This is a genomic window from Bacillus sp. FSL K6-1003 (assembly GCF_037964945.1).
Classification (GTDB): Bacteria; Bacillota; Bacilli; order Bacillales; family Bacillaceae; genus Bacillus; species Bacillus mojavensis.
The window spans coordinates 3,881,115-3,899,983 of record NZ_CP150176.1; the positions used below are offsets into that span (position 1 = coordinate 3,881,115).

At 46.4% G+C, this 18,869-nt stretch carries 19 protein-coding genes; 3 read left to right on the top strand and 16 right to left on the bottom strand.

The features are described 5' to 3' along the window. The first annotated feature begins 69 nt into the window (after window positions 1–69). Window positions 70–435, top strand: a complete 366-nt coding sequence (gene cotNE, locus NSU16_RS19785) for an inner spore coat protein CotNE (protein WP_010332511.1) — start codon at window positions 70–72, stop codon at window positions 433–435. A 247-nt stretch (window positions 436–682) separates the two neighbouring features. Then, window positions 683–1,036, top strand: coding sequence for a hypothetical protein (locus tag NSU16_RS19790; protein WP_010332512.1), 354 nt, complete (start codon window positions 683–685; stop codon window positions 1,034–1,036). A 43-nt stretch (window positions 1,037–1,079) separates the two neighbouring features. Here the strand turns inward: NSU16_RS19790 and NSU16_RS19795 are convergent, their stop codons facing one another. After that, window positions 1,080–1,478 carry a hypothetical protein gene (locus NSU16_RS19795; protein ID WP_339191787.1) on the bottom strand — a complete coding sequence of 133 codons (399 nt, stop codon included), beginning with the start codon at window positions 1,476–1,478 and terminating at the stop codon, window positions 1,080–1,082. 174 nt (window positions 1,479–1,652) lie between these two features. Here NSU16_RS19795 and NSU16_RS19800 point away from each other — a divergent pair, with 174 nt between their 5' ends. After that, complete coding sequence (locus tag NSU16_RS19800; protein WP_339191788.1) at window positions 1,653–2,618, top strand: iron-hydroxamate ABC transporter substrate-binding protein; 966 nt, start codon at window positions 1,653–1,655, stop codon at window positions 2,616–2,618. 41 nt (window positions 2,619–2,659) lie between these two features. Here NSU16_RS19800 and NSU16_RS19805 read toward each other — a convergent pair whose 3' ends face one another. From NSU16_RS19805 to iolA, 15 genes are all read right to left on the bottom strand, one after another. Further along, entirely contained in the window at window positions 2,660–3,007 is a 348-nt protein-coding gene (locus tag NSU16_RS19805; protein WP_010332515.1) for a YxeA family protein, read from the bottom strand. A gap of 13 nt (window positions 3,008–3,020) precedes the next feature. After that, on the bottom strand, window positions 3,021–4,889 hold the full coding sequence (yxdM, locus tag NSU16_RS19810; protein ID WP_339191789.1) for an ABC transporter permease YxdM: 1,869 nt from the start codon (window positions 4,887–4,889) through the stop codon (window positions 3,021–3,023). Then, window positions 4,864–5,637, bottom strand: coding sequence for an ABC transporter ATP-binding protein YxdL (gene yxdL, locus NSU16_RS19815; RefSeq protein WP_106019832.1), 774 nt, complete (start codon window positions 5,635–5,637; stop codon window positions 4,864–4,866). Before yxdL ends, yxdM begins: the two co-directional genes overlap by 26 nt. A 144-nt stretch (window positions 5,638–5,781) precedes the next feature. Further along, window positions 5,782–6,759, bottom strand: a complete 978-nt coding sequence (yxdK, locus tag NSU16_RS19820; protein WP_339191791.1) for a two-component system sensor histidine kinase YxdK — start codon at window positions 6,757–6,759, stop codon at window positions 5,782–5,784. Beyond that, on the bottom strand, window positions 6,756–7,445 hold the full coding sequence (gene yxdJ, locus NSU16_RS19825) for a two-component system response regulator YxdJ (RefSeq protein WP_042976859.1): 690 nt from the start codon (window positions 7,443–7,445) through the stop codon (window positions 6,756–6,758). The genes yxdK and yxdJ overlap by 4 nt, the downstream gene beginning before the upstream one ends. Window positions 7,446–7,552: 107 nt before the next feature. Further along, window positions 7,553–8,425, bottom strand: a complete 873-nt coding sequence (gene iolJ / locus NSU16_RS19830) for a 6-phospho-5-dehydro-2-deoxy-D-gluconate aldolase (RefSeq protein WP_268504227.1) — start codon at window positions 8,423–8,425, stop codon at window positions 7,553–7,555. Window positions 8,426–8,445: 20 nt separating this feature from the next. After that, a complete protein-coding gene (gene iolI, locus NSU16_RS19835) occupies window positions 8,446–9,282 on the bottom strand; it encodes a 2-keto-myo-inositol isomerase (RefSeq protein WP_268504226.1) in 837 nt (278 codons plus the stop codon). Between the two features lie 87 nt (window positions 9,283–9,369). Next, window positions 9,370–10,239 carry a sugar phosphate isomerase/epimerase gene (locus NSU16_RS19840; RefSeq protein ID WP_010332522.1) on the bottom strand — a complete coding sequence of 290 codons (870 nt, stop codon included), beginning with the start codon at window positions 10,237–10,239 and terminating at the stop codon, window positions 9,370–9,372. An 18-nt stretch (window positions 10,240–10,257) separates the two neighbouring features. Then, window positions 10,258–11,292 carry a bifunctional inositol 2-dehydrogenase/D-chiro-inositol 1-dehydrogenase gene (iolG, locus tag NSU16_RS19845; RefSeq protein WP_268471906.1) on the bottom strand — a complete coding sequence of 345 codons (1,035 nt, stop codon included), beginning with the start codon at window positions 11,290–11,292 and terminating at the stop codon, window positions 10,258–10,260. Between the two features lie 22 nt (window positions 11,293–11,314). Next, entirely contained in the window at window positions 11,315–12,631 is a 1,317-nt protein-coding gene (gene iolF / locus NSU16_RS19850) for a myo-inositol transporter IolF (protein WP_339191792.1), read from the bottom strand. Between the two features lie 19 nt (window positions 12,632–12,650). Beyond that, window positions 12,651–13,547, bottom strand: a complete 897-nt coding sequence (gene iolE, locus NSU16_RS19855) for a myo-inosose-2 dehydratase (RefSeq protein ID WP_268471911.1) — start codon at window positions 13,545–13,547, stop codon at window positions 12,651–12,653. Window positions 13,548–13,562: 15 nt separating this feature from the next. Beyond that, window positions 13,563–15,476, bottom strand: coding sequence for a 3D-(3,5/4)-trihydroxycyclohexane-1,2-dione acylhydrolase (decyclizing) (gene iolD, locus NSU16_RS19860; RefSeq protein WP_326218672.1), 1,914 nt, complete (start codon window positions 15,474–15,476; stop codon window positions 13,563–13,565). 32 nt (window positions 15,477–15,508) lie between these two features. After that, complete coding sequence (gene iolC, locus NSU16_RS19865; protein WP_339191793.1) at window positions 15,509–16,486, bottom strand: 5-dehydro-2-deoxygluconokinase; 978 nt, start codon at window positions 16,484–16,486, stop codon at window positions 15,509–15,511. 22 nt (window positions 16,487–16,508) lie between these two features. Further along, window positions 16,509–17,324 (bottom strand): 5-deoxy-glucuronate isomerase, encoded by an 816-nt coding sequence (gene iolB, locus NSU16_RS19870; protein ID WP_326331803.1) that lies wholly within the window; start codon window positions 17,322–17,324, stop codon window positions 16,509–16,511. A gap of 74 nt (window positions 17,325–17,398) precedes the next feature. After that, window positions 17,399–18,862, bottom strand: a complete 1,464-nt coding sequence (iolA, locus tag NSU16_RS19875) for a methylmalonate-semialdehyde dehydrogenase (protein WP_339191794.1) — start codon at window positions 18,860–18,862, stop codon at window positions 17,399–17,401. Window positions 18,863–18,869 lie beyond the last annotated feature (7 nt).

Here is an 18,869-nt window from a genome sequence, read left to right on the forward strand (position 1 = left end):
TGGCACTGTGCCAATGACTACATAGATTATAAGGAATTCACCCACATTCTTTTTAAGGAGATTGATTACATGAACCCTTATCAATATTACAGCCCGCAGCTCCCTCAGCAGGAACCTTACTATAGCCAATATGAATACAATCCATATCCGCAGCAGGATGTATACCAGCCATACCAGACGGACAGACAGCCGGCATTGGAAAGAAGAATTGCTGCGCTTGAACGGCAAAACGAACAGCAGACAAGAGAATTAACCCGTCTGTCGAATGAGGATCGCCGTCAAAACCGGGAAATTGCAAGGATGGCCGATCAGGTCAATCAGCTAAGCCAGGCTGTTGAACGCCATACACGCCGCTTAAACCGGCTCAATCAGCGTCTTCGTACGGTAGAAAACAGATTAAATATCCCATTTACTGCGGGCGAAGGCGGTTTCTGAAGCAAGAAAAGAAAAAAGCGGAATACGATTCTCCAGATGTCGGAGTTTCGTTTTCCGCTATTCTTATGTGCAGGGCGGGACATTTACATAAAAAGGGTTTTTACAAGTATACAATTTTTGCCGATGTCATTCAAAGGATGAGGGGGGTAAGGAAAATAATTGTAGTTCTCCTTTTGCCGAATTTCTTCTGTTTCGGGTTGCATGATAAGACCGACAAATGTCAATTGAACACATGGAGGGATTTTACATGCACAATCCGCAACACAGTCTGCAGCAGCTGAACCAATGCCGCCAGACAGCGCAGCAGCTTATTCAGCAAACACAGCAAAGCAGCAACCAATATCGTCAAATGCTTCATCAAGAGCAGCAAAACATTCAAATGCTGCAGCAGATCCTCAATCACGAACAACAAGCTGCACATACCATTCAGCAAGCGCTGCAAGGGCATGACGCAGCCATTCAAAAATGCCAGCAGGTTGTCAACATGTGCAACCAGATGCAGCAGGAACTCAATGGACAATCAAGTGTGATGAACACAAATGTATCTACACTTCCATTCGGCCAAAACACGCCATTCCACCAGCATTCCTATCAGCAGTAGCATATAAAAAGCTCAACACAAGGTTTTGTGTTGAGCTTTTTTCTTACCGGTCTTTGCGAATATGTATATCTTGGATAGACTGTTTCGGCGCATGAAATCTGCTTTCGGCTTCACTTCTTGCCTCGGCAAAGGCCCGTGCCTCCACATTGTCTTTGTAGACATCCAGCTGAATCAAATACAGCGGACGCACTTTAAAACCGTGAATAATGGCCACAGCCCACAACGGGAGCACGATAAGTAGTCCGGGCGGGTCAGGCAGCACGAAAGCAAATGCAAATACCAAAAAATAAATAATTCCGTACATGATCCACTTTTTATTTCTCACCTTGATGCCAATAAATAAAAAGGCAAAAAAACTGGTAATGGCAAAAGGCATGAAAATAAACAGCATCCACCAGCTATGAAGCCATTCCCACGCGGCACCTCTTTTTGTGATTTCCATATTCTCCTCCTCCTATTTACCTATAATAATCGATAATGAATACCGCGTCACTTGTATAACAAAAACTTTTTCCCTTTAAAATAGTGATAGACGGAGAACAGGTTTCTTGCTATATTATTAGTTGATAATGATAATCATTACTAATGAACGAACATACATATTGGGGGGTTCTTGATGAAAAAGAACATATTGCTCGCAGGCATGCTGGTGCTGCTTCTCGTGCTTGCCAGTGCTTGCAGCGGCACGGCTTCGAAAGGAAGCTCAGGTGATTCAGCTTCAGATAAGACAGAAATGAGAACATACAAATCAACAAAAGGGAACGTCAACATTCCTGCACATCCGAAACGCATCGTTACTGATTTTTATGCTGGGGAATTGCTGTCTGTCGGTGCGAATGTGGTCGGCTCGGGCTCATGGTCATTTGATAATCCATTTTTAAAATCAAAGCTGAAAGATGTAAAGGATGTTGGTGATCCGATCAGCGTTGAGAAAGTCATGGAGCTTCAGCCTGACTTAATTGTTGTCATGAATGAAGAGAACGTCGATAAATTAAAGAAAATCGCTCCAACCGTTGTCGTTCCTTATAACACCGCGAAAAACATCGAGGATACCGTTGCAATGTTCGGAGATATTGCGGGCGCCAAGGATAAAGCAAAAGCATTTATGGCTGACTTTAACAAAAAAGCGGAAGCAGCCAAAAAGAAAATTGCCGGCGTCATCGACCAAGATGCGACCTTCGGCATTTATGAAAACACAGACAAAGGCGAATTCTGGGTCTTCAATGACAATGGCGGTCGCGGCGGCCAAGCTGTATACAACGCGCTTGGGTTAAAAGCGCCTGAAAAAATTGAACAAGATGTCATCAAAAAAGGAGAGATGAAACAGCTCTCTCAAGAGGTCATTCCTGAGTATGCCGCAGATTATATGTTCATTACGGACTATAATCCGAAAGGCGAAAGCAAAACGCTCGACAAGCTGAAGGACTCCTCTATCTGGAAAAACCTAGACGCTGTCAAACATAATCGCGTGTTTATCAATGACTTTGACACGTTCTACCCGTACGATCCGATTTCTGTCAGCAAACAGGTGGATATCATCACCGACATGCTGATCAAACGGGCCGAAGAAAATAAAAAATAAAGAAAATGGCACAGTTATGACACTGTGCCGTTTTTTATGATTCACTTTAATGCTGCCTGTACGGAGTGCGGCATATCTTCAAACCTGACTTCCTCCCAAGTCTCGACATACTTTCCTTTTGCCTTCACCTTCAAATAGGCGTTCTTTCGAAGGTCTTTACCGGCGAAAAAGGTCACTTCTTCTTTTTTTCCGGATGCATTGTATCCGTCTAATGTATACTCAGTACCGCCCGGGCTAAGATGTCTGCCATCTCGATCAATCTGGACATAGACATTTTGCTGGTGAATAAACGGATTAAACCTGTCTGTAACATCGTTATGAAAAAAGAGAAGCCCGCATATTGCGGCAGCGGCCGCTACGACGGCCAGGATTGCCAATGCTTTTTTCATCTTTGCACGCCCCTTACTTGTTCATTTTTTTCAAATAGCTCGACCGCACCGCGAGGAAGAACAGAAGCTGAAAAATGAAAAACCCTCCGATGGTGAGACTGAGCGGTCCCGCTACTACGGAATAGCCATCCACGGCCAATGTTCTCAAGGCAAACAGCGTATGCATGACAGCAATGACAAATGGAAAGAAAAAGAGAATCGCCAATTGTATCGTCACGCTTTGTGACATCTCACGCTCACTCAAACCGATTTTGGCCAGCGAACGGTAGCGCTCCCGATCTTCTTCTAAATCGGTGAACAGCCTGAAATATAAGAAACTTGCTGCCGCGATAAAGAAGACGATCGCGATAAACAGTCCGATGAATAAACTTAAGCTTGGCAGCTGCACCGTATCATAGTAAGTACCGGCTTTTGCCATAAAATCAGAATGCACGTCGATATAATTGCCGTAAATCTCATTTTTCAAGGATTGGCTGAACCCTAGACTGTCTTTCCAATGATCATAGCTATAGCCGTATAATGTCGCTTTATCACCGAGTGATTTGAGCTGATCAAAGGTTTGATCGTTCACCGCGATGATGGCATTTAATGAAATCAGCGGTTTTTTGACTTCTTTTACCGATAATTTTTGGTCAGACGGCTTGCCTTTTTGGTTCAGCAGCTTCAGCTGATCCGGCGCTTCGTTTTTGAAATTTCGGTCATACGTGCCCGGGAAAAAGATAGCCTCATCATTTTTCAGGCCGTTCAGCTTGACATGGAAGTATTTTGATACATCCGATTCGCTGATCATGTAAACAGGGGGAACCGTTTCTCCTTCCTGATAGCGAACATAAGAAACATTTATTTCGTCTTTCTTATACGTAAAGCCGTGTGTTTTCAGTTCATGGTCAATTTTTTTCAAATGCGTCTGTTCTTTTGGATTGCCGCTGTAAGATATATACTCCATCTCATAAGCGGACTCTTCCGCCCCGACGGTCGATTTGTACATCGCGAGCACGCCCGTAGCCGTAAACGCAACCGCGGAAATAATGCTGACAATAAAGAACAGGCGGGCGTTGTCTTTTAAACGATAGACAAGGTCAGAAACCCAAATAATATTTTTCCCGCGCAGATAAAAGGTTTTCCACTTCTTCAGCGCGCGCAGAATCCAGATGCTGCTTTGGCTGAAAAAGAAATACGTTCCGATGACGGTGAGCAGTAAAATGATAAACGGTTCGGTCCCGTGGATATTGCCTTTAAGGACCATGCCGTACCCGCCGCACAGACAGGCGATGCCGAATAAGGACAGTAGCACGGACGGCTTTGGCTCCGGCTTAATCTTGTCAGTGCCCTTTATTAATTTGATAACCGTATTTGATCTGACAAAAAGGATCGTAAACTGCGATAAAAGGAAAAATAAGAGCAGAAATCCGCCAGCCGTAATACCGAGCGCTTTCCAAGGCATATACAAAGGCAGCGCGTCCATTTCTAAAATATAAGCGCCGACCGTAAAGAACGTCTTTGAAAAAATGAATCCTCCGATAATGCCGGCTGCAATTGACATGACGCCGATGATCATATTTTCTGCAGTAATGAGCTTTCTCAGCTGCCCCGGCGTGATGCCCTGCATGAGCAGGATGCCGAATTCTTTATTTCTCGATTTCAAAAATGCATTAACCGAATACAGAACAAATAAGAAAGAAAAAACAAAGATCATCCATTCCGCAGCGGTTAAGCCTTTTTTGGCGATGCTATTCAGGTAGCCTTCCTTTAATGCCGGATGAAACAGGAACATCGCAAAGGTAAAGAAAATCAAAACAGAAAAGGCACTGCTTAAAAAGAATGCAAGATAGGCCCTTTTGTTTCTGGTGACGTTTTTATAAGCGAACTGAAGAAAGGTCATTTGCGTTTCCCCCCAGCATAGACAGCACATCAAGAATTTGTTCATAAAATACTTGGCGGTTTTCCCCGCGGTAAATCTCATTAAACAGTTCGCCGTCTTTTATAAAGATGACGCGGCGGCAGTAGCTTGCCGCAACAGGATCGTGGGTCACCATCAAAGCCGTGACATGATCATCCTGATTCAGGCTCTGCATCGTTTCCATGACGTCTTTTGACGCTTTGGAATCAAGGTTTCCCGTCGGTTCATCAGCCAGGATGAGTGACGGCTTATGAATGACCGCTCTTGCGATGGCGGCCCGCTGGCGCTGGCCTCCGGACACTTCAAACGTCCGTTTGTTGAGCAGGTCTTCGATTCCGAGCTTTGCCGCGATGCCTTGCAGTTTTTCTTCCATTACAGACGGTGCTTCTTTTTCAAGCGTTAACGGCAGCATGATATTTTCACCAATCGTCAGCGTGTCCAGAAGGTTGAAATCCTGAAACACAAATCCGAGCTGCTTTCGGCGGAAATGAGCGAGCTTTGTCCGCTTCAGCCGGTGCGGGTTTTCTCCGTGAATCAGGATATCGCCTGAATCCGGCCGGTCGATCGTTGAAATGATATTCAAAAGCGTTGTTTTTCCGGAACCGGACGGTCCCATCACCGCCGTGAATCCTCCTTCTTCTATTGAAAATGAAATTTGCTTTAAGGCTTGATAGGACACTTGTCCTTTATAGGTTTTATTTATATGTTTGACTTCAAGCATATTCGCCATGAAAATCCTCCTTATGGTTCTATTCTTGTTGGTCTGGGCTGCTTTCATGTAGTATCGGGACGTTCGACATAAAAATTCCCCTTGACGTAAATCCATGTTATCAAGGGGAAACAAAACGATCTATGTTGTTTTCTTAACGCAGCCTTACACTTTTGTAAGAAATGAAAATCGAACCGAGGTCCCTTCACCGGGAGACGAGCTGATGTCCACCGTATGATTGAGCTTGTTCGTGATTTCTTTGACGAGATGGAGGCCGATTCCCGTAGATTCTTGGAAACGCCGCCCGTTTTCACCAGTATAATAAGGGTCAAACACCCGCTTGATGTCTTGCGAGGGTATGCCGACACCGTAATCTTTGACTTCAAGCACCGTCCTGTCTTCATCGCGGGAGACATTCAGCTCAAGCCTGTCACTCTTGCCCGCTGAATATTTGACCGCATTTGTGACCACTTGGCCGATCGCAAATTTAAGCCATTTTGCATCAGTGTAAATCTTATGATCATCGCAAATGTTCATTTTCGGATAAACGCGGTATTGAATAAAAAATCGTTTATAGCTTTGAATGACTGATTGGAGAAGCTCGGACACGGAAACCGCTTCGATTTTAAAATCCCGTTCAAACAGGTCGAGCCTTGAAGAATAAAGAAGCGTCTCCAGTCCAAACTCAATCTGCCGGACTTCTTTTTTGATTTGTTCAAAAACGGGCTCATCCTCTTCCTGAATGATTAAATTAATGACCGACAGCGGCGTCTTTACTTGATGCACCCATTGATTCATATACGTCACCCGCGCGTCAAGCTTGGCTTCAGTTTCATGGAGCTTCTGGTGCTGCAGCCGCATCAGCTCCATCTGCTTTTCATACAGCTCTAAACAGAACACTGAAGACCCGAGATACGGAATATCCGTCCCTTCCTGCCCCGAGCTGAGCCAATGATACACGCCGCGGTCTTTGTACCAGCGATAGGCAAGATAGCCCGCCAAAATAAGAAGCTGAACGCCCAATATGTAAAACAAGTGAGAAAAAGAATGAAGACCCGCAAACCAGTAATAAAAGAAGACAAACAGCCCTTGAAGGAGAAAAAGCAGAATCAGCACTGCATGAGACCGGAGAAACAGCTTCATGACTGCGCCCTCAGCTGGTAGCCTTCGCCCCGCACCGCTTCAATCGAAACAGGCGCATTCAGCTCCCGCAGTTTTTTTCTGAGCCGCGTGATATACACGTTAAGTGTATTATCATCGATGAATATGTCGGTATCCCACGTCTTTTCCATGAGACGGTCCCGGCTCGTCACCTTTTCTCCCCGCTCAAGCAGCACTTCCAAAAGCTTGCTTTCTTTTTTAGAAAGCAAGCTTTTTTCATCCTGAAAACGCAGTTCAAACCGTTCCACAAAGAGCTGAACGCCGGCATATTCAACCACTTTCTCTCCCTGTTTTGCGGCGTACTCTCCGTATGCCCTGCGGATCTGGCTTTTGATTTTCGCCAGCACAATATCGTAGGAAAAGGGTTTTTCGATATAATCGTCTCCGCCGTTTTCAATCGCCATCACCTGATCCATTTCCCCGCTTCTGGCTGAAATGAAAATGATCGGGCTTGTGGAGTGCTGGCGGATCTGGCGGCACCAATAATAGCCGTCATAGGACGGCAGGTTGATATCAAGCAGCACCACATCAGGCTTTTCTCGCAAAAAGACATCAAGAACAGCCGTGAAATCCGCGGCGACCACGGTTTGGTATCCGTATTTTTCAAGATAATTCTGCAATAGTCCGCGAATGTCTTCACTGTCTTCTACAATCATGATTTTATTCAAACTGAACCACTCCCGTTTCTTACACTGCTGCCATCATCATAATCGTTTCGGGGGTACGGACGCAACACCGCACAAAAAAACCGCCATCTCGGCGGTTTCAGGTCTCTTCAGCCGACCTGCTGCTTAGCTGCTTTACCGGCTGATCCGAACTCTCTCATTTTGCTTCGCACTGTCTCTTCCACGGCTTCAATGCCGGGTGTCATATAGCCGCGCGGTTCGTACAGATCGCTGTTTTCCTGAAACATGCGGCGTGTTTCGTTTGTCCAGGCTACCATACATTCCGTATTGATATTGATCTTCGCATGGCCGAGCGTGATGGCTTTTTTGATCTGATCCCGCGGAATCCCGGATGCCCCGTGAAGAACGAGGGGAATATCAGTCATGCGGGAGATAGCCTCCATTTCCTTAAATCCGAGATTCGGCTCACCCTGATATTTGCCGTGTACAGAGCCGAGGGCAGCGGCTAGCGCGTCGATATTGGTTTCTTTGACGATCCGCTCACATTCCGTGAAATCGGCATAGCGGACCCCGCCGACCAGCCCGTCTTCCATTCCTCCGACCGTGCCGACTTCGGCTTCTACTGACACGCCGTGCTTTGCGGCATAATCGGTGACTTCTTTTGTCATCGCGATATTCTCGTCAATCGGCTGATGAGAGCCGTCAATCATCACTGAGCTGAATCCGGCATCAATGGCCTGTCTGCAGCGTTCCGCACTGCTTCCGTGATCAAGATGAAGCACCACGGGAACGGTAATCGCCATGTCCTCCATTAACGCGCCGACCATGGCGGCAATCGTTTTAAATCCGCCTAAATAGTCGACAAGGCGATCGGAAGCCGCAGCGATGACTGGTGATTGCTCCTTTTGCGCCGCTTGCAAAATCGCCTTCGTCCACTGCAAACCGTTGATATTAAACTGGCCGATCGCGTATTGCTCCCGCTTTGCATCTTCAAGAAGCTCTTTCATCGATACAAAAGCCATGTCCACCCCTCCTTTATCCATTACATGTTGAAGTATTTTGATACGACATCAACCGTTGTTTTTTTCGCTGTTTGAATGGCTTCCTCAGCACTCAGCTTATAGTATTCAGGCCGGAAGAGCTCAACCGATACAACATCAGAGAAGCCGATTTCCTTCAGAGCCGATAAGTGGGCATCTAAGTCAATCGCCCCGTGGCCCGGCCATACACGATCCTCATCTGTTAAAAACCCGATTGGAAAATCTTCTGTATCATCGATATGGTAGATGAAAATTTTCTTTCCGTCCGCTTGCTTTAAGCTTTCGATATTGGAACCCATGGCGTGGAAGTGGAAACTGTCAAGGACAAGCCCGACATTGTCACGCTCGACTGTGTTTACGATGTCGTACGCCTGTTCAAACGTATTCACCGTACATTGCGGGTGGCCGACAAATTCAAGCGCGATTTTTACGCCATACGGCTCTGCGATATCTGAAAGCTCAGTCAGTACCTCTACACTGCTCTTTTTGATTTCTTCTTTTATAATCTTCTGCTCAGTCACAAGCGGTACGGCTACGACATATTTCACACCGAGGGTTTTGCACGTTTCCATCATGTCTTTAAATTCAGCGATGATCTCATTGCGGCCTTTTTCATCACGGTTGTTGAAGAACACGAGTGCGTTTAAGGCAAGCGGTTTGATGTGATGGGTTTGAAAATATTTCGCAAGATCATCCAATGAATGATCTTTTAAGTACTCCGGCAGCTTATCCATTGTGCGGATTTCAATATAATCATAGCCATGCTTTTCACATAGCTCTACATCCTGTTTAAGATTTGAGTTTTCCAATGTTGTTGCTTCATTGAAACAAAGTTTCATGTCAGACTCCCCCATCTGCAATTTTAGATATGAAGGGAGTTCGGCAGGAAGGCTGTTCGCCATATCCCGCCGAACTCCATGCTCAGCTTATGCCAGACCTAATTCTTCTTTCATTTTTTTAAGCATAAATCGGCTTGATTCATCCGCTCTTTCATCGACCCAAGCAAAAACGGCATTCGTCGCAATTCCGTCGAACTTCATCTCTCTCAGCTTTCTGAAAATCGTCTCAAAATCAACCTCACCCTGACCAATGTCCAAATGCTGGTGAACCGTTACTTTCGCGTCAGGCGGATTGACGATGTAGCGGAGGCCATGAGCCGCTTTATGATTAAAGGTATCCGCAAATAAAACATGTGTGAGGCGGTCGCCGGCTTCGTCAAACATGGTCTCGATGTCGCCTTTGCCGTCATCATAGAAGAACGTATGGGCAGTCGAGTAGACAAGATTGATCCAATCCTTGTCAAGCGCGCGGATCATATCCATCGCACCTTTATGCGTTTCGATAAAATCGTATGGATGGGCTTGAAGATTGAGTTTAATGCCTTCTTTTTCAAAGACGGGCAGAAGCTCATCCATGGATTTGATAAATTTTTCTTCACTTGTTAAAGGATCATATTTTGAACCGCTGAATTCACTGTTCATCAAATCGACTTCAAGATCAACCGCAATTTCGATCGCTCTTTTCCAGTTGCGTACCGCAGCCTGGCGGCGGTCTTCTTCAGGACCCGCCCAGTGGTAAAGCGGAAGGAGTGATGAAAGCTTAACACCTGTATCCCTTAAAAGCCGCTTTAATTGTTTGATTTTTGCTGAATCGACTTTCGGATATTTATAGAATGGGCAAAAATCCTCGCGCGGTGACAGTTCAATATATTCATAGCCAAGCTCCGCCGTTTTATAGACCATTTCCTCTAACGTTAAATCATCTCGATACATTGATGGATCTAATGCTAATTTCATATTATCACTCCTCTTTTTTTAGTTTTCTACTGTTGTAAACGATTGATAGAATTCCGGTTTTTCCTTCAATTCAACCTTTTCTTTTTGTCCAGATTCCTGGGCTTTTACACATGCGTCAGTTGTAACGGCAGCAATATAGCCGTCCCATGCCGTCGGCCCGCTGACTTCGCCTTTTTTCTGGATCGAATCAATGAAGTCTTGGATTTCCACATCGTACGCATCCACAAAGCGCCTCTGCCAATCCATCAGAATGTTTGTGCTGAATTTCCCTTCTTTTCTCATGCTGATGCTTGATGGTTCAGGAAGCTTGATGATGCCGTCTTCTCCAACAATCTCACATTGAATGTCATAGCCGTATTTACAGTTCACAAAGATTTCAGCATTGATGACGATACCGCCTTTTGTTTCAATGACTACGATTTGCGGATCTTTTAAGTGCGGCAGGGCGTTTTTCGATTTTTTCGGATAGATGACTTGAACGGACTCGTAGTCATCATTGACGAGCCAGTGCAGCACATCAATTTCATGAACGAGCGTATCAACAACTGCCATATCAGTCGTATAATTTTCAGCTACAGTCGGGTTACGGTGCGCGCAGTGAATCATCAGCGGCTCGCCGATCACATTGTTATCGAGCGCTTCCTTCAGCTGTACGTAACCGCTGTCATAACGGCGCATAAATCCGACTTGAACGAGGCGTTTCCCCACTTTCATTTCTTCTTCGACGATGCGCATACATCCATCAGCAGTTGTCGCAAGCGGTTTTTCACAGAATACATATTTCTGGGCTTTAATGGCTTTCAAAACACTCGATTCATGCGCAGGCCCCCAGCTTGTCACTAGGACAGCATCTACATTTTCAGCTGCCAGAAGGCTGTCATCATCAGGATATACTGCTGCATCTAATTGGTAGTGCTCGACGACGTTCTGTGCGGCTTCTTGATTCACATCTGTTACAGCCACAATTTCCCCGCCGGACAGTTTGTTTGTGATGCGGTTAATGTGTTCTTTTCCGATTGCTCCAGTTCCAATAACACCAATACGTAAACTCATTGACAGCCACTCCTTCTGTTGGTTACATCATTTTGCTTTCTTTGCCTTGCTTTACGTGATTGTAAGGCGATCCGTAGAGTTCCTCTTGAATTTGTTCAAGTGACTTGCCAGACGTATTCGGCGCGAAGAGAAGCCCGATGATCATACTGGCCGTCACACATCCGAGGAGAATTGCAGCCATCGTTCCAATGCCGAAATTGGTCATAATCATTGGGACAAACAGACTCCAAATCCCTATTGAAATACGGACGAGGAAAAACATCAGTCCTTGTGCAGAAGCACGATATTGCGTAGGAAAGATTTCACTGGCCCATAACTGATAGTTCGCTTGCTGTCCGGCTCCGTTATTGATGCCGATCACGACAATAAACAGGAGCAGAACCGGCAGGCCTTTAACCGGCAGCAGAAACAGCGACCAGCCGATCACTGCCATAAAAGCTGCGATTCCAAAAACACGTTTTCTATATTGATCTGCAAAAGGCATGAAGATCAAGGCGACCCCCAGTCCGGTAAAGATAAACAGTCCCATTTGCAAAAGATTTGCCATATTGGCAGATACTCCGCCGACCTGCTGGTAAATGTATGGCATAAAAAAGCCCATCACCCCGGCGGCTAAATTCCAAATCAGGTACACACCCATCAAAAACAGGATGCTTTTTAGATACATAGGCTTGAGCAAATCAAAGTACGATGTTTTGTTTAATACAGCCGGCTTCTCTGTTTGTGTGTCTGCGGGCTGATTTTTCTGCTGCCATGCATCTGACTCAGGAAGTCTGATTCTGAGGACGTACGTAATCAGCGCAATGACCAGCAGATGGGCAAACACAATTTTATTTCCCAAGAGGCCTAAGTCACCGACCAATACGGAGAGAAGCAACACAACGACTGCCCCCGCGGCCCAAGCGACCTGTGCGACTCCACAATGGCGGGCCCGGTTTTTCTTAGGCGCGTTCTCCGCGATAATGGTCCACGATGCGGTGATATCAGCGCCAACCGATAACCCGATAATCATGTAACCGCTTAACAACATGGGGAAATTGACTCCAAACAGGACTAAACAAATCCCCAGCGCGTAAACGAGCATGCTGTTGGTGTAAACAGCTTTCCGCCCAACTCTATCCGCCAGAAATCCACCGAGCAAAGCGCCGACAGCGGCAGAAATGGCGTTTGCGCTCAACGCGCCGAGCAGACCGATTTGGGTATCTGACAGTTTCAGGTAACTGACCCATAACGATAAACCAGCAGATCCAGCCACAATCGAACCGGCATCAATATAGTTGGCCAATGCTGCCGCGATGGTCCGTTTATTTAGGGCCGAATCTGCAATGGTATTGCCCATATATTCACTCCCCCTCTAGTTATTTCGCCACACCTAACAATTGCTTATCAATGTAGTTTCTGGCGATCAATGCGTACTCCAGCGGGTTTGCGATATCGGGATCCTGTTCAGCCTCAACAACAATCCATCCGGAATAATTGTGCTTTAACAGCAGCTGATACACTTCTTTAAAATCAATGCATCCGTCACCGGGAACCGTAAACATGCCTTGTAAAAACGATTGCTGAAACGATTTCCCTTCGAGTTTGCATTGTTCCATGACATTCAGACGGGCGTCCTTAAAATGCACGTGTTTAATGCGGTCAATATGCTTTTCCAGCATGCCCATGTAATTGCCGTCAGAAATATATGAATGGCCTGTATCATAGAGGAGATGCACATGTGCAGGGTCTGTTCCCTCCATCAGGCGGTCCACTTCTTCCGCTGTTTGGATACCGGTACCGAGGTGGTGATGATATACCAGCTTTAAGCCATGCTGAGCGGCAATTTTCCCAAGATGATTTAATCCTTCACAAAGCCGTTGCCATTCCTCATCAGTAAAATGCGGCTTCTCTGTAAACACGTTTTTCTCAAGGCTTTGCACGCTGTAGGTTTGTTCAGAGACAACTGCGACATCCGCATTCACTTGCTGCAAATACTCACAATGCAGGGTAAAAGCCTTCGCCGCTTCACCGAGTCCGTCACGCAAAATGAAGCTGCTGAACCATTTTCCGGCAATGCGCAAATTGCGAAGCTTAAGCTCTTTGTTGAGGATGGCAGGCTCGGGGAAAAAGCCCCCGACTTCCGTCCCTTGAAAACGTGCGACGACAATATCACTTAACAAATGCTGAAGTGTATTTCCCGCTCCAATTTCAGGCATATCATCATTCCGCCACCCAATGGGAGCGATCCCCCACAGGATTTCATGTTTGCCCATCATGTTGCCTCCCCTCTAATACTGCTTAGCAGATTCGAGCATTTTCTCTTTTGCTTCGTATGCTTTTTGAACGCTTTCTTGTTCAGATACTTCAGCTACTCCGACATGCCACCAGCTGTCATAGCCGTCCGTCATTGTTTTTGGCAGCACTTTCATTTCAATCAACGTTGAAACGTCTTGTCTCTTCGCATCCTCTAACGCCGCTTTTAACTCTTCCACTGTGTTAGCACGGTACGTTTTCGCACCGTAACCCTCAGCGACTTTCGCGTAATCGACATTCAAGATTTGGTTGTCATCTGTGCGGAACTCACAGTAGTAGCTGCCGCTTCCGTGGTCCATTTGCAGGTTGTTGATACATCCAAAACCAGAGTTGTCAAAAAGCAGCACATTGATTTTCTTGTTGTACTGAATCGCCGTAATCAGCTCGGAGTGAAGCATCAGGAAGCTGCCGTCCCCGACAATGGAATACACTTCTCTATCAGGGTGGGCTAATTTAAGCCCCAGTGTCCCGGACACTTCATAGCCCATGCAGGAGTATCCGTACTCCAAGTGATACGTATTCGGAACATTAGAATGCCACAGACGCTGCAAATCTCCAGGAAGAGAGCCTGCCGAACAGATAATGACGCTGTCTTCTGGAATGGTCTCGTTGATCGTCAGCAGTGCCGTTGTTTGCGGAAGCTCCGTATTCAACGCGTCAGCATATTCATTTAGAACCTCTTGAGAGAAATGATGTTTGATTTCCGGATCAAATGCTTCCCGTTTAAACGTCACTTTGCTGAGGCGTTCACGTTCAGCGAGCCATTCGTCCTTCAGCTCCTTGATCGTTGAACCGAATTCACTCTTATAGCCTTCAAGCAAGCCGTGCAGTTTGCCAAGCGTCACTTTTGCATCCGCTACCACTTGGAACGCATCGAGTTTATACGCCTGCATTCGGCTGACATTGATGTTCAGAAACTTCGCTTTATCAAAATCAAAAGCGGTCTTAGAAGATGTCGCAAAATCTGTATATCTTGTGCCGATACCGATAATCAAATCAGCTTGGCGGGCCGCTTTATTTGCCGCAAGTGTACCTGTGATGCCCATTCCGCCGAGGTTATTCGGAAAATCAGCTTCAACTGTCGATTTTCCTGCCTGCGTTTCAACTAACGGAATGTCATACGCTTCAGAAATGGCAACCAATTCATCGCGCGCACCGGAGTATTTTGCGCCTCCGCCGACGAGGATCACAGGATTTTTGCTGGCTTTAATCAGCTCCGCCGCACCTTGAAGCTCACGCTCGCTCGGCTGCATGCGATCAATATAGTGAACCCGTTTGACGAAGAAACTCTCATCGAAATCGTACGCTTCACCTTCGACATCCTGAGAAATGCAAATGGTCGCCGGGCCTGCTTTGGCCGGATCAGTCATGACTTCAAAAGCGCGAAGCAAGCTGCTCATCAGCTGCTCAGGGCGTGTAACGCGATCCCAGTATCTCGATACAGGTTTCAATGCATCGTTTGTCGTAACCGCCGCACTGTATTCTTGCTCCATTTGCTGCAGTACAGGATCTGGCTGTCTTGTCGCAAATGTATCTGCCGGAATCAAGAGAACAGGAATGTTGTTTGCCAATGCCGTGCCGGCTGCCGCCACTAAGTTGGCCGCTCCCGGTCCGACAGATGTTGAGACCGCATAAATTTTTCTTCTCAGCATTTGCTTGCTGTACGCCATTGCGGCATGCGCCATTCCTTGTTCATTTTTCCCTTGGTACACTTTTAAATGGCCTGCATCCTGCTCAAGCGCCTGCCCAATCCCTAATACATTTCCATGGCCAAAAATCGTGAAAATCCCTTCAACAAAAGGCTCTTCTTTTCCATCAACATGGATGTACTGCTGGTTTAAGAATTTAATCAGTGCTTGTGCTGTTGTTAAGCGAATTTTCTTACCCACAAACGATCCCACCTTTACTCGATCTTTTTCAATTATGACTGTGCTTCAATAAGCTGTACGATTTCTTCCGCTGTCGGCATGGCTTCCGATGAGCTGTGCTTGCTGACAACAATGGAGGCTGACGCGCTGCCGTATTTCAATGCGGTTTCAATGTCTTTTCCGCTGACAAGCCCGTAGATAAAGGCCGAAGCATACGAATCACCGGCCCCAAAGGTTTTCAGCACGTTTGTCTTGTACGCTTGGGCGCGGAAGACTTCGCCCGATTTGCTGTATGCGTAAGAGCCCTCTACGCCGTGCTTGATGACGACGAGATCGGCTGAATGCTCAAATAAAGAATTGACAGACTCTTCATTGCTGCCGCCTGTGCGATTTTCCATAACATCGAATTCATCCCGTGTTCCGATAACGATATCGGACTGCTCAGCGACCAAAGAATAGTAAACCGCTGTTTCATCCGCTGACTGCCAAGTGTATGGACGATAATCCAGTTCGAATACGACTTTTACCTGATGCTTTTTTGCATATTGAATGGCTTTTATCACCGCTTCCCGAGACGGGCTTTTGGCGAGCGCTGTACCGGAAACGAGCAGCATTTTCGCATTGGCGATATAGTCCTCGTTTACCTCCGATGGCTCAAGATAAAGATCCGCCACGTCATCGCGGTACATTAAGATGCTGCATTCTTCCGGACTCAGAATCTCAGTAAATGCAAGACCGGCTTTATGCCCTTCCTTATCAACGATCATTTGCGTTGTGTCTACGCCGGTGTTTCTCATATAGGACTCTATGAACCTGCCATGCTGGTCATCTGGAATTTTGCCGATAAAGCCCGCTTTTAAGCCGAGCTTTGAGCTGCCAATCGCGATATTCGCAGGCGAACCGCCGACGTATTTCGAAAATGTCATTGTTTCTTCCATTGGACGATTGTATTCAACCGCGTTCAGATCAATACACGCCCGACCGATGGCAACAATATCAAAGTCCTTCTCTTCATTGAATGTATACTTCATCGTAAACAGCACTCCTCACTTGTTAGCGTTCTAAAATCCACTCATGAGCCGGATCATTATGAAACTTCCACTTTCGCGTCGGCCCTGCCATGACATTTAAATAGTAGGAAGTATATCCATCCGGCACACCAACCGGATGATATCCCGCAGGAACAATGACAACGTTTTCATTTTCTACAGTCATTGTCTCGTCAATGGAGCGGTCGTCAGTGTATACGCGCTGAAATACAAAGCCTTGGCCCGGATCTAATTCATGGTAGTAGGTTTCTTCCAAGAAGGATTCCTCCGGCAGGTTGTCTTGATCGTGTTTATGAGGCGGGTAGCTGGACCAGTTTCCGCTGTCTGTATACACTTCAACCACTAAAAGGCTGTTAGCTGAAGGGTCTGAATCCGGAAGAATGTTGTGAACGGTCCGTTTGTTCGAAAACTTTCCGCGATGTTCAATCCCGTTGTCTTCCGCCCTGATCAGCTTTGTCGGAAGCTGCTTCTCTGATGGCGAATAGCAAAGCGCCACTCTCGCATCACTCACTGCCGTAATCTCAAAGGCACGGTCATTGGAGATATAGACGCTGTCTGTCGGTTTTCTCTCAAATACGCTTTCACGCGTACCGATATGTTCAAACGTAGATTCATGATCCGTCACTGTAATTTTTCCCGTCACTGCCACAATGCAGATTTCTTGTTTTTTCAATTCTTCTGCATAGCTTGCACCGGATGTAAGATCTAACACTTTAAACTCTACATAGGTAAGATCTGAGTTTGATTTCGTTACGTCATGCACAAGGTTGACGCCTTTTGATACTTCATTCGACTGCGGCTTACGCAACAAATGACTCATGGTTAAGCCCTCCTCTTTCTATGGTAAGAATGAGTCCGAACAGCGCAGAGACACGCCGTTCGGCTGTTCGTCGTTTAGTTGAAATCAGGTGCCGGGTATCTTGCCGTCACCACTTTTTTACGCGTGTAGAAGTCGACGCTGTCTTTTCCGTTCGCATGCAGCGTTCCAAAGAATGAAGACTTCCAGCCTGAGAATGGGAAGAACGCCATCGGTGCCGGCACACCCAGGTTGATGCCGAGCATTCCCGCATCAATGTTTTCACGGAAGTAGCGGATTGCGTTTGAATTCGATGTGAACAAGCAGGCGCCGTTCGCAAACTCAGACTTGTTGGCAATCTCAATGGCTTCTTTCAGGTTTTTTACGCGGATGACGGATAAGACCGGAGCGAAAATTTCATCTTTCCAGATCGTCATCTCTGTCGTGACATTATCGAAGATTGTCGGGCCGACAAAGTAGCCGTCGTCAGATACATTTTCACGTCCGTCACAAACGAGTCTCGCGCCTTCTTCCAGCCCTTTTTCAATATAGCTGAGCGTGCGTTTCTTGTTGTCCTCGCGAATGACCGGTCCTAAGAACACGCCGTCATCAAGGCCGTTTCCGATTTTAATCTCAGCCACTTTTTCCTGCAGCTTCGCCATGAATTCATCAGCGATACCTTCTTCAACTGTCACAACCGCACAAGCCATGCAGCGTTCTCCGGCTGAACCGAAGGCTGCTCCGATGATGTTTGTAATCGTGTCTTCGAGATTCGCATCATTCAGGACAATCGTGTGGTTTTTCGCGCCTGTCAGAGATTGAACACGTTTTAAGTTTTCGCTACCTTTTTTGTAGACGTATTCGCCAACAGGCTTAGAGCCAACAAATGAAATCGCTTTAATTTCAGGATGCTCCAGAATGCCGTTTACCACATCATGTGCACCATATACGACGTTGAAAACACCTTTAGGAAGGCCCGCTTTTTCGAAGAGCTCAACCAATTTCTCCGTTAACAGCGGCGTACGCTCAGACGGTTTTAAAATAAATGTGTTGCCGAGTGCAATGGCCATTGGGAACATCCAGCAAGGAACCATCATCGGGAAGTTAAATGGTGCGATTCCGCCGACAACTCCAATTGGGTAGCGGTAGTTGGCCGCTTCAACATCCGTCGCAATAGATGCAAGTGAGTCTCCCATCATCAGAGAAGGCGCGCCTGCCGCGAACTCAACGTTTTCAATCCCTCGTCCCACTTCTCCCAGAGCTTCTTTTGTGTTTTTGCCGTTTTCGATGGTGATTAGATGAGCAAGTTCTTCTTTATGCTGAGACAGCAGCTGCTGGAAGTTAAATAGAATTCTCGCACGGCGCGGAACCGCTACTTTCGACCATGTTTTAAATGCCTCAGCCGCTGTTTGAGCCGCGTAATCAATGTCTTCTTTTGTAGAAATCGGCACTTGGCACAGCACTTCTTTCGTTGCCGGATTGATAACGTCTTCATATTGATCTGTTTTGCTTTCAACCCATTCACCGTTGATATAGTTTTTTAATTTTCTGATTTCTGCCATTCTTATT

Excerpts from the sequence above, each read along its gene's own strand:
- cotNE (WP_010332511.1), top strand. The coding sequence starts at position 70 with ATGAACCCTTATCAATATTACAGCCCGCAGCTCCCTCAGCAGGAACCT.
- NSU16_RS19790 (WP_010332512.1), top strand. The coding sequence starts at position 683 with ATGCACAATCCGCAACACAGTCTGCAGCAGCTGAACCAATGCCGCCAG.
- NSU16_RS19795 (WP_339191787.1), bottom strand. The coding sequence starts at position 1,478 with ATGGAAATCACAAAAAGAGGTGCCGCGTGGGAATGGCTTCATAGCTGG.
- NSU16_RS19800 (WP_339191788.1), top strand. The coding sequence starts at position 1,653 with ATGAAAAAGAACATATTGCTCGCAGGCATGCTGGTGCTGCTTCTCGTG.
- NSU16_RS19805 (WP_010332515.1), bottom strand. The coding sequence starts at position 3,007 with ATGAAAAAAGCATTGGCAATCCTGGCCGTCGTAGCGGCCGCTGCCGCA.
- yxdM (WP_339191789.1), bottom strand. The coding sequence starts at position 4,889 with ATGACCTTTCTTCAGTTCGCTTATAAAAACGTCACCAGAAACAAAAGG.
- yxdL (WP_106019832.1), bottom strand. The coding sequence starts at position 5,637 with ATGGCGAATATGCTTGAAGTCAAACATATAAATAAAACCTATAAAGGA.
- yxdK (WP_339191791.1), bottom strand. The coding sequence starts at position 6,759 with ATGAAGCTGTTTCTCCGGTCTCATGCAGTGCTGATTCTGCTTTTTCTC.
- iolJ (WP_268504227.1), bottom strand. The coding sequence starts at position 8,425 with ATGGCTTTTGTATCGATGAAAGAGCTTCTTGAAGATGCAAAGCGGGAG.
- iolI (WP_268504226.1), bottom strand. The coding sequence starts at position 9,282 with ATGAAACTTTGTTTCAATGAAGCAACAACATTGGAAAACTCAAATCTT.
- NSU16_RS19840 (WP_010332522.1), bottom strand. The coding sequence starts at position 10,239 with ATGAAATTAGCATTAGATCCATCAATGTATCGAGATGATTTAACGTTA.
- iolG (WP_268471906.1), bottom strand. The coding sequence starts at position 11,292 with ATGAGTTTACGTATTGGTGTTATTGGAACTGGAGCAATCGGAAAAGAA.
- iolF (WP_339191792.1), bottom strand. The coding sequence starts at position 12,631 with ATGGGCAATACCATTGCAGATTCGGCCCTAAATAAACGGACCATCGCG.
- iolE (WP_268471911.1), bottom strand. The coding sequence starts at position 13,547 with ATGGGCAAACATGAAATCCTGTGGGGGATCGCTCCCATTGGGTGGCGG.
- iolC (WP_339191793.1), bottom strand. The coding sequence starts at position 16,486 with ATGAAGTATACATTCAATGAAGAGAAGGACTTTGATATTGTTGCCATC.
- iolB (WP_326331803.1), bottom strand. The coding sequence starts at position 17,324 with ATGAGTCATTTGTTGCGTAAGCCGCAGTCGAATGAAGTATCAAAAGGC.
- iolA (WP_339191794.1), bottom strand. The coding sequence starts at position 18,862 with ATGGCAGAAATCAGAAAATTAAAAAACTATATCAACGGTGAATGGGTT.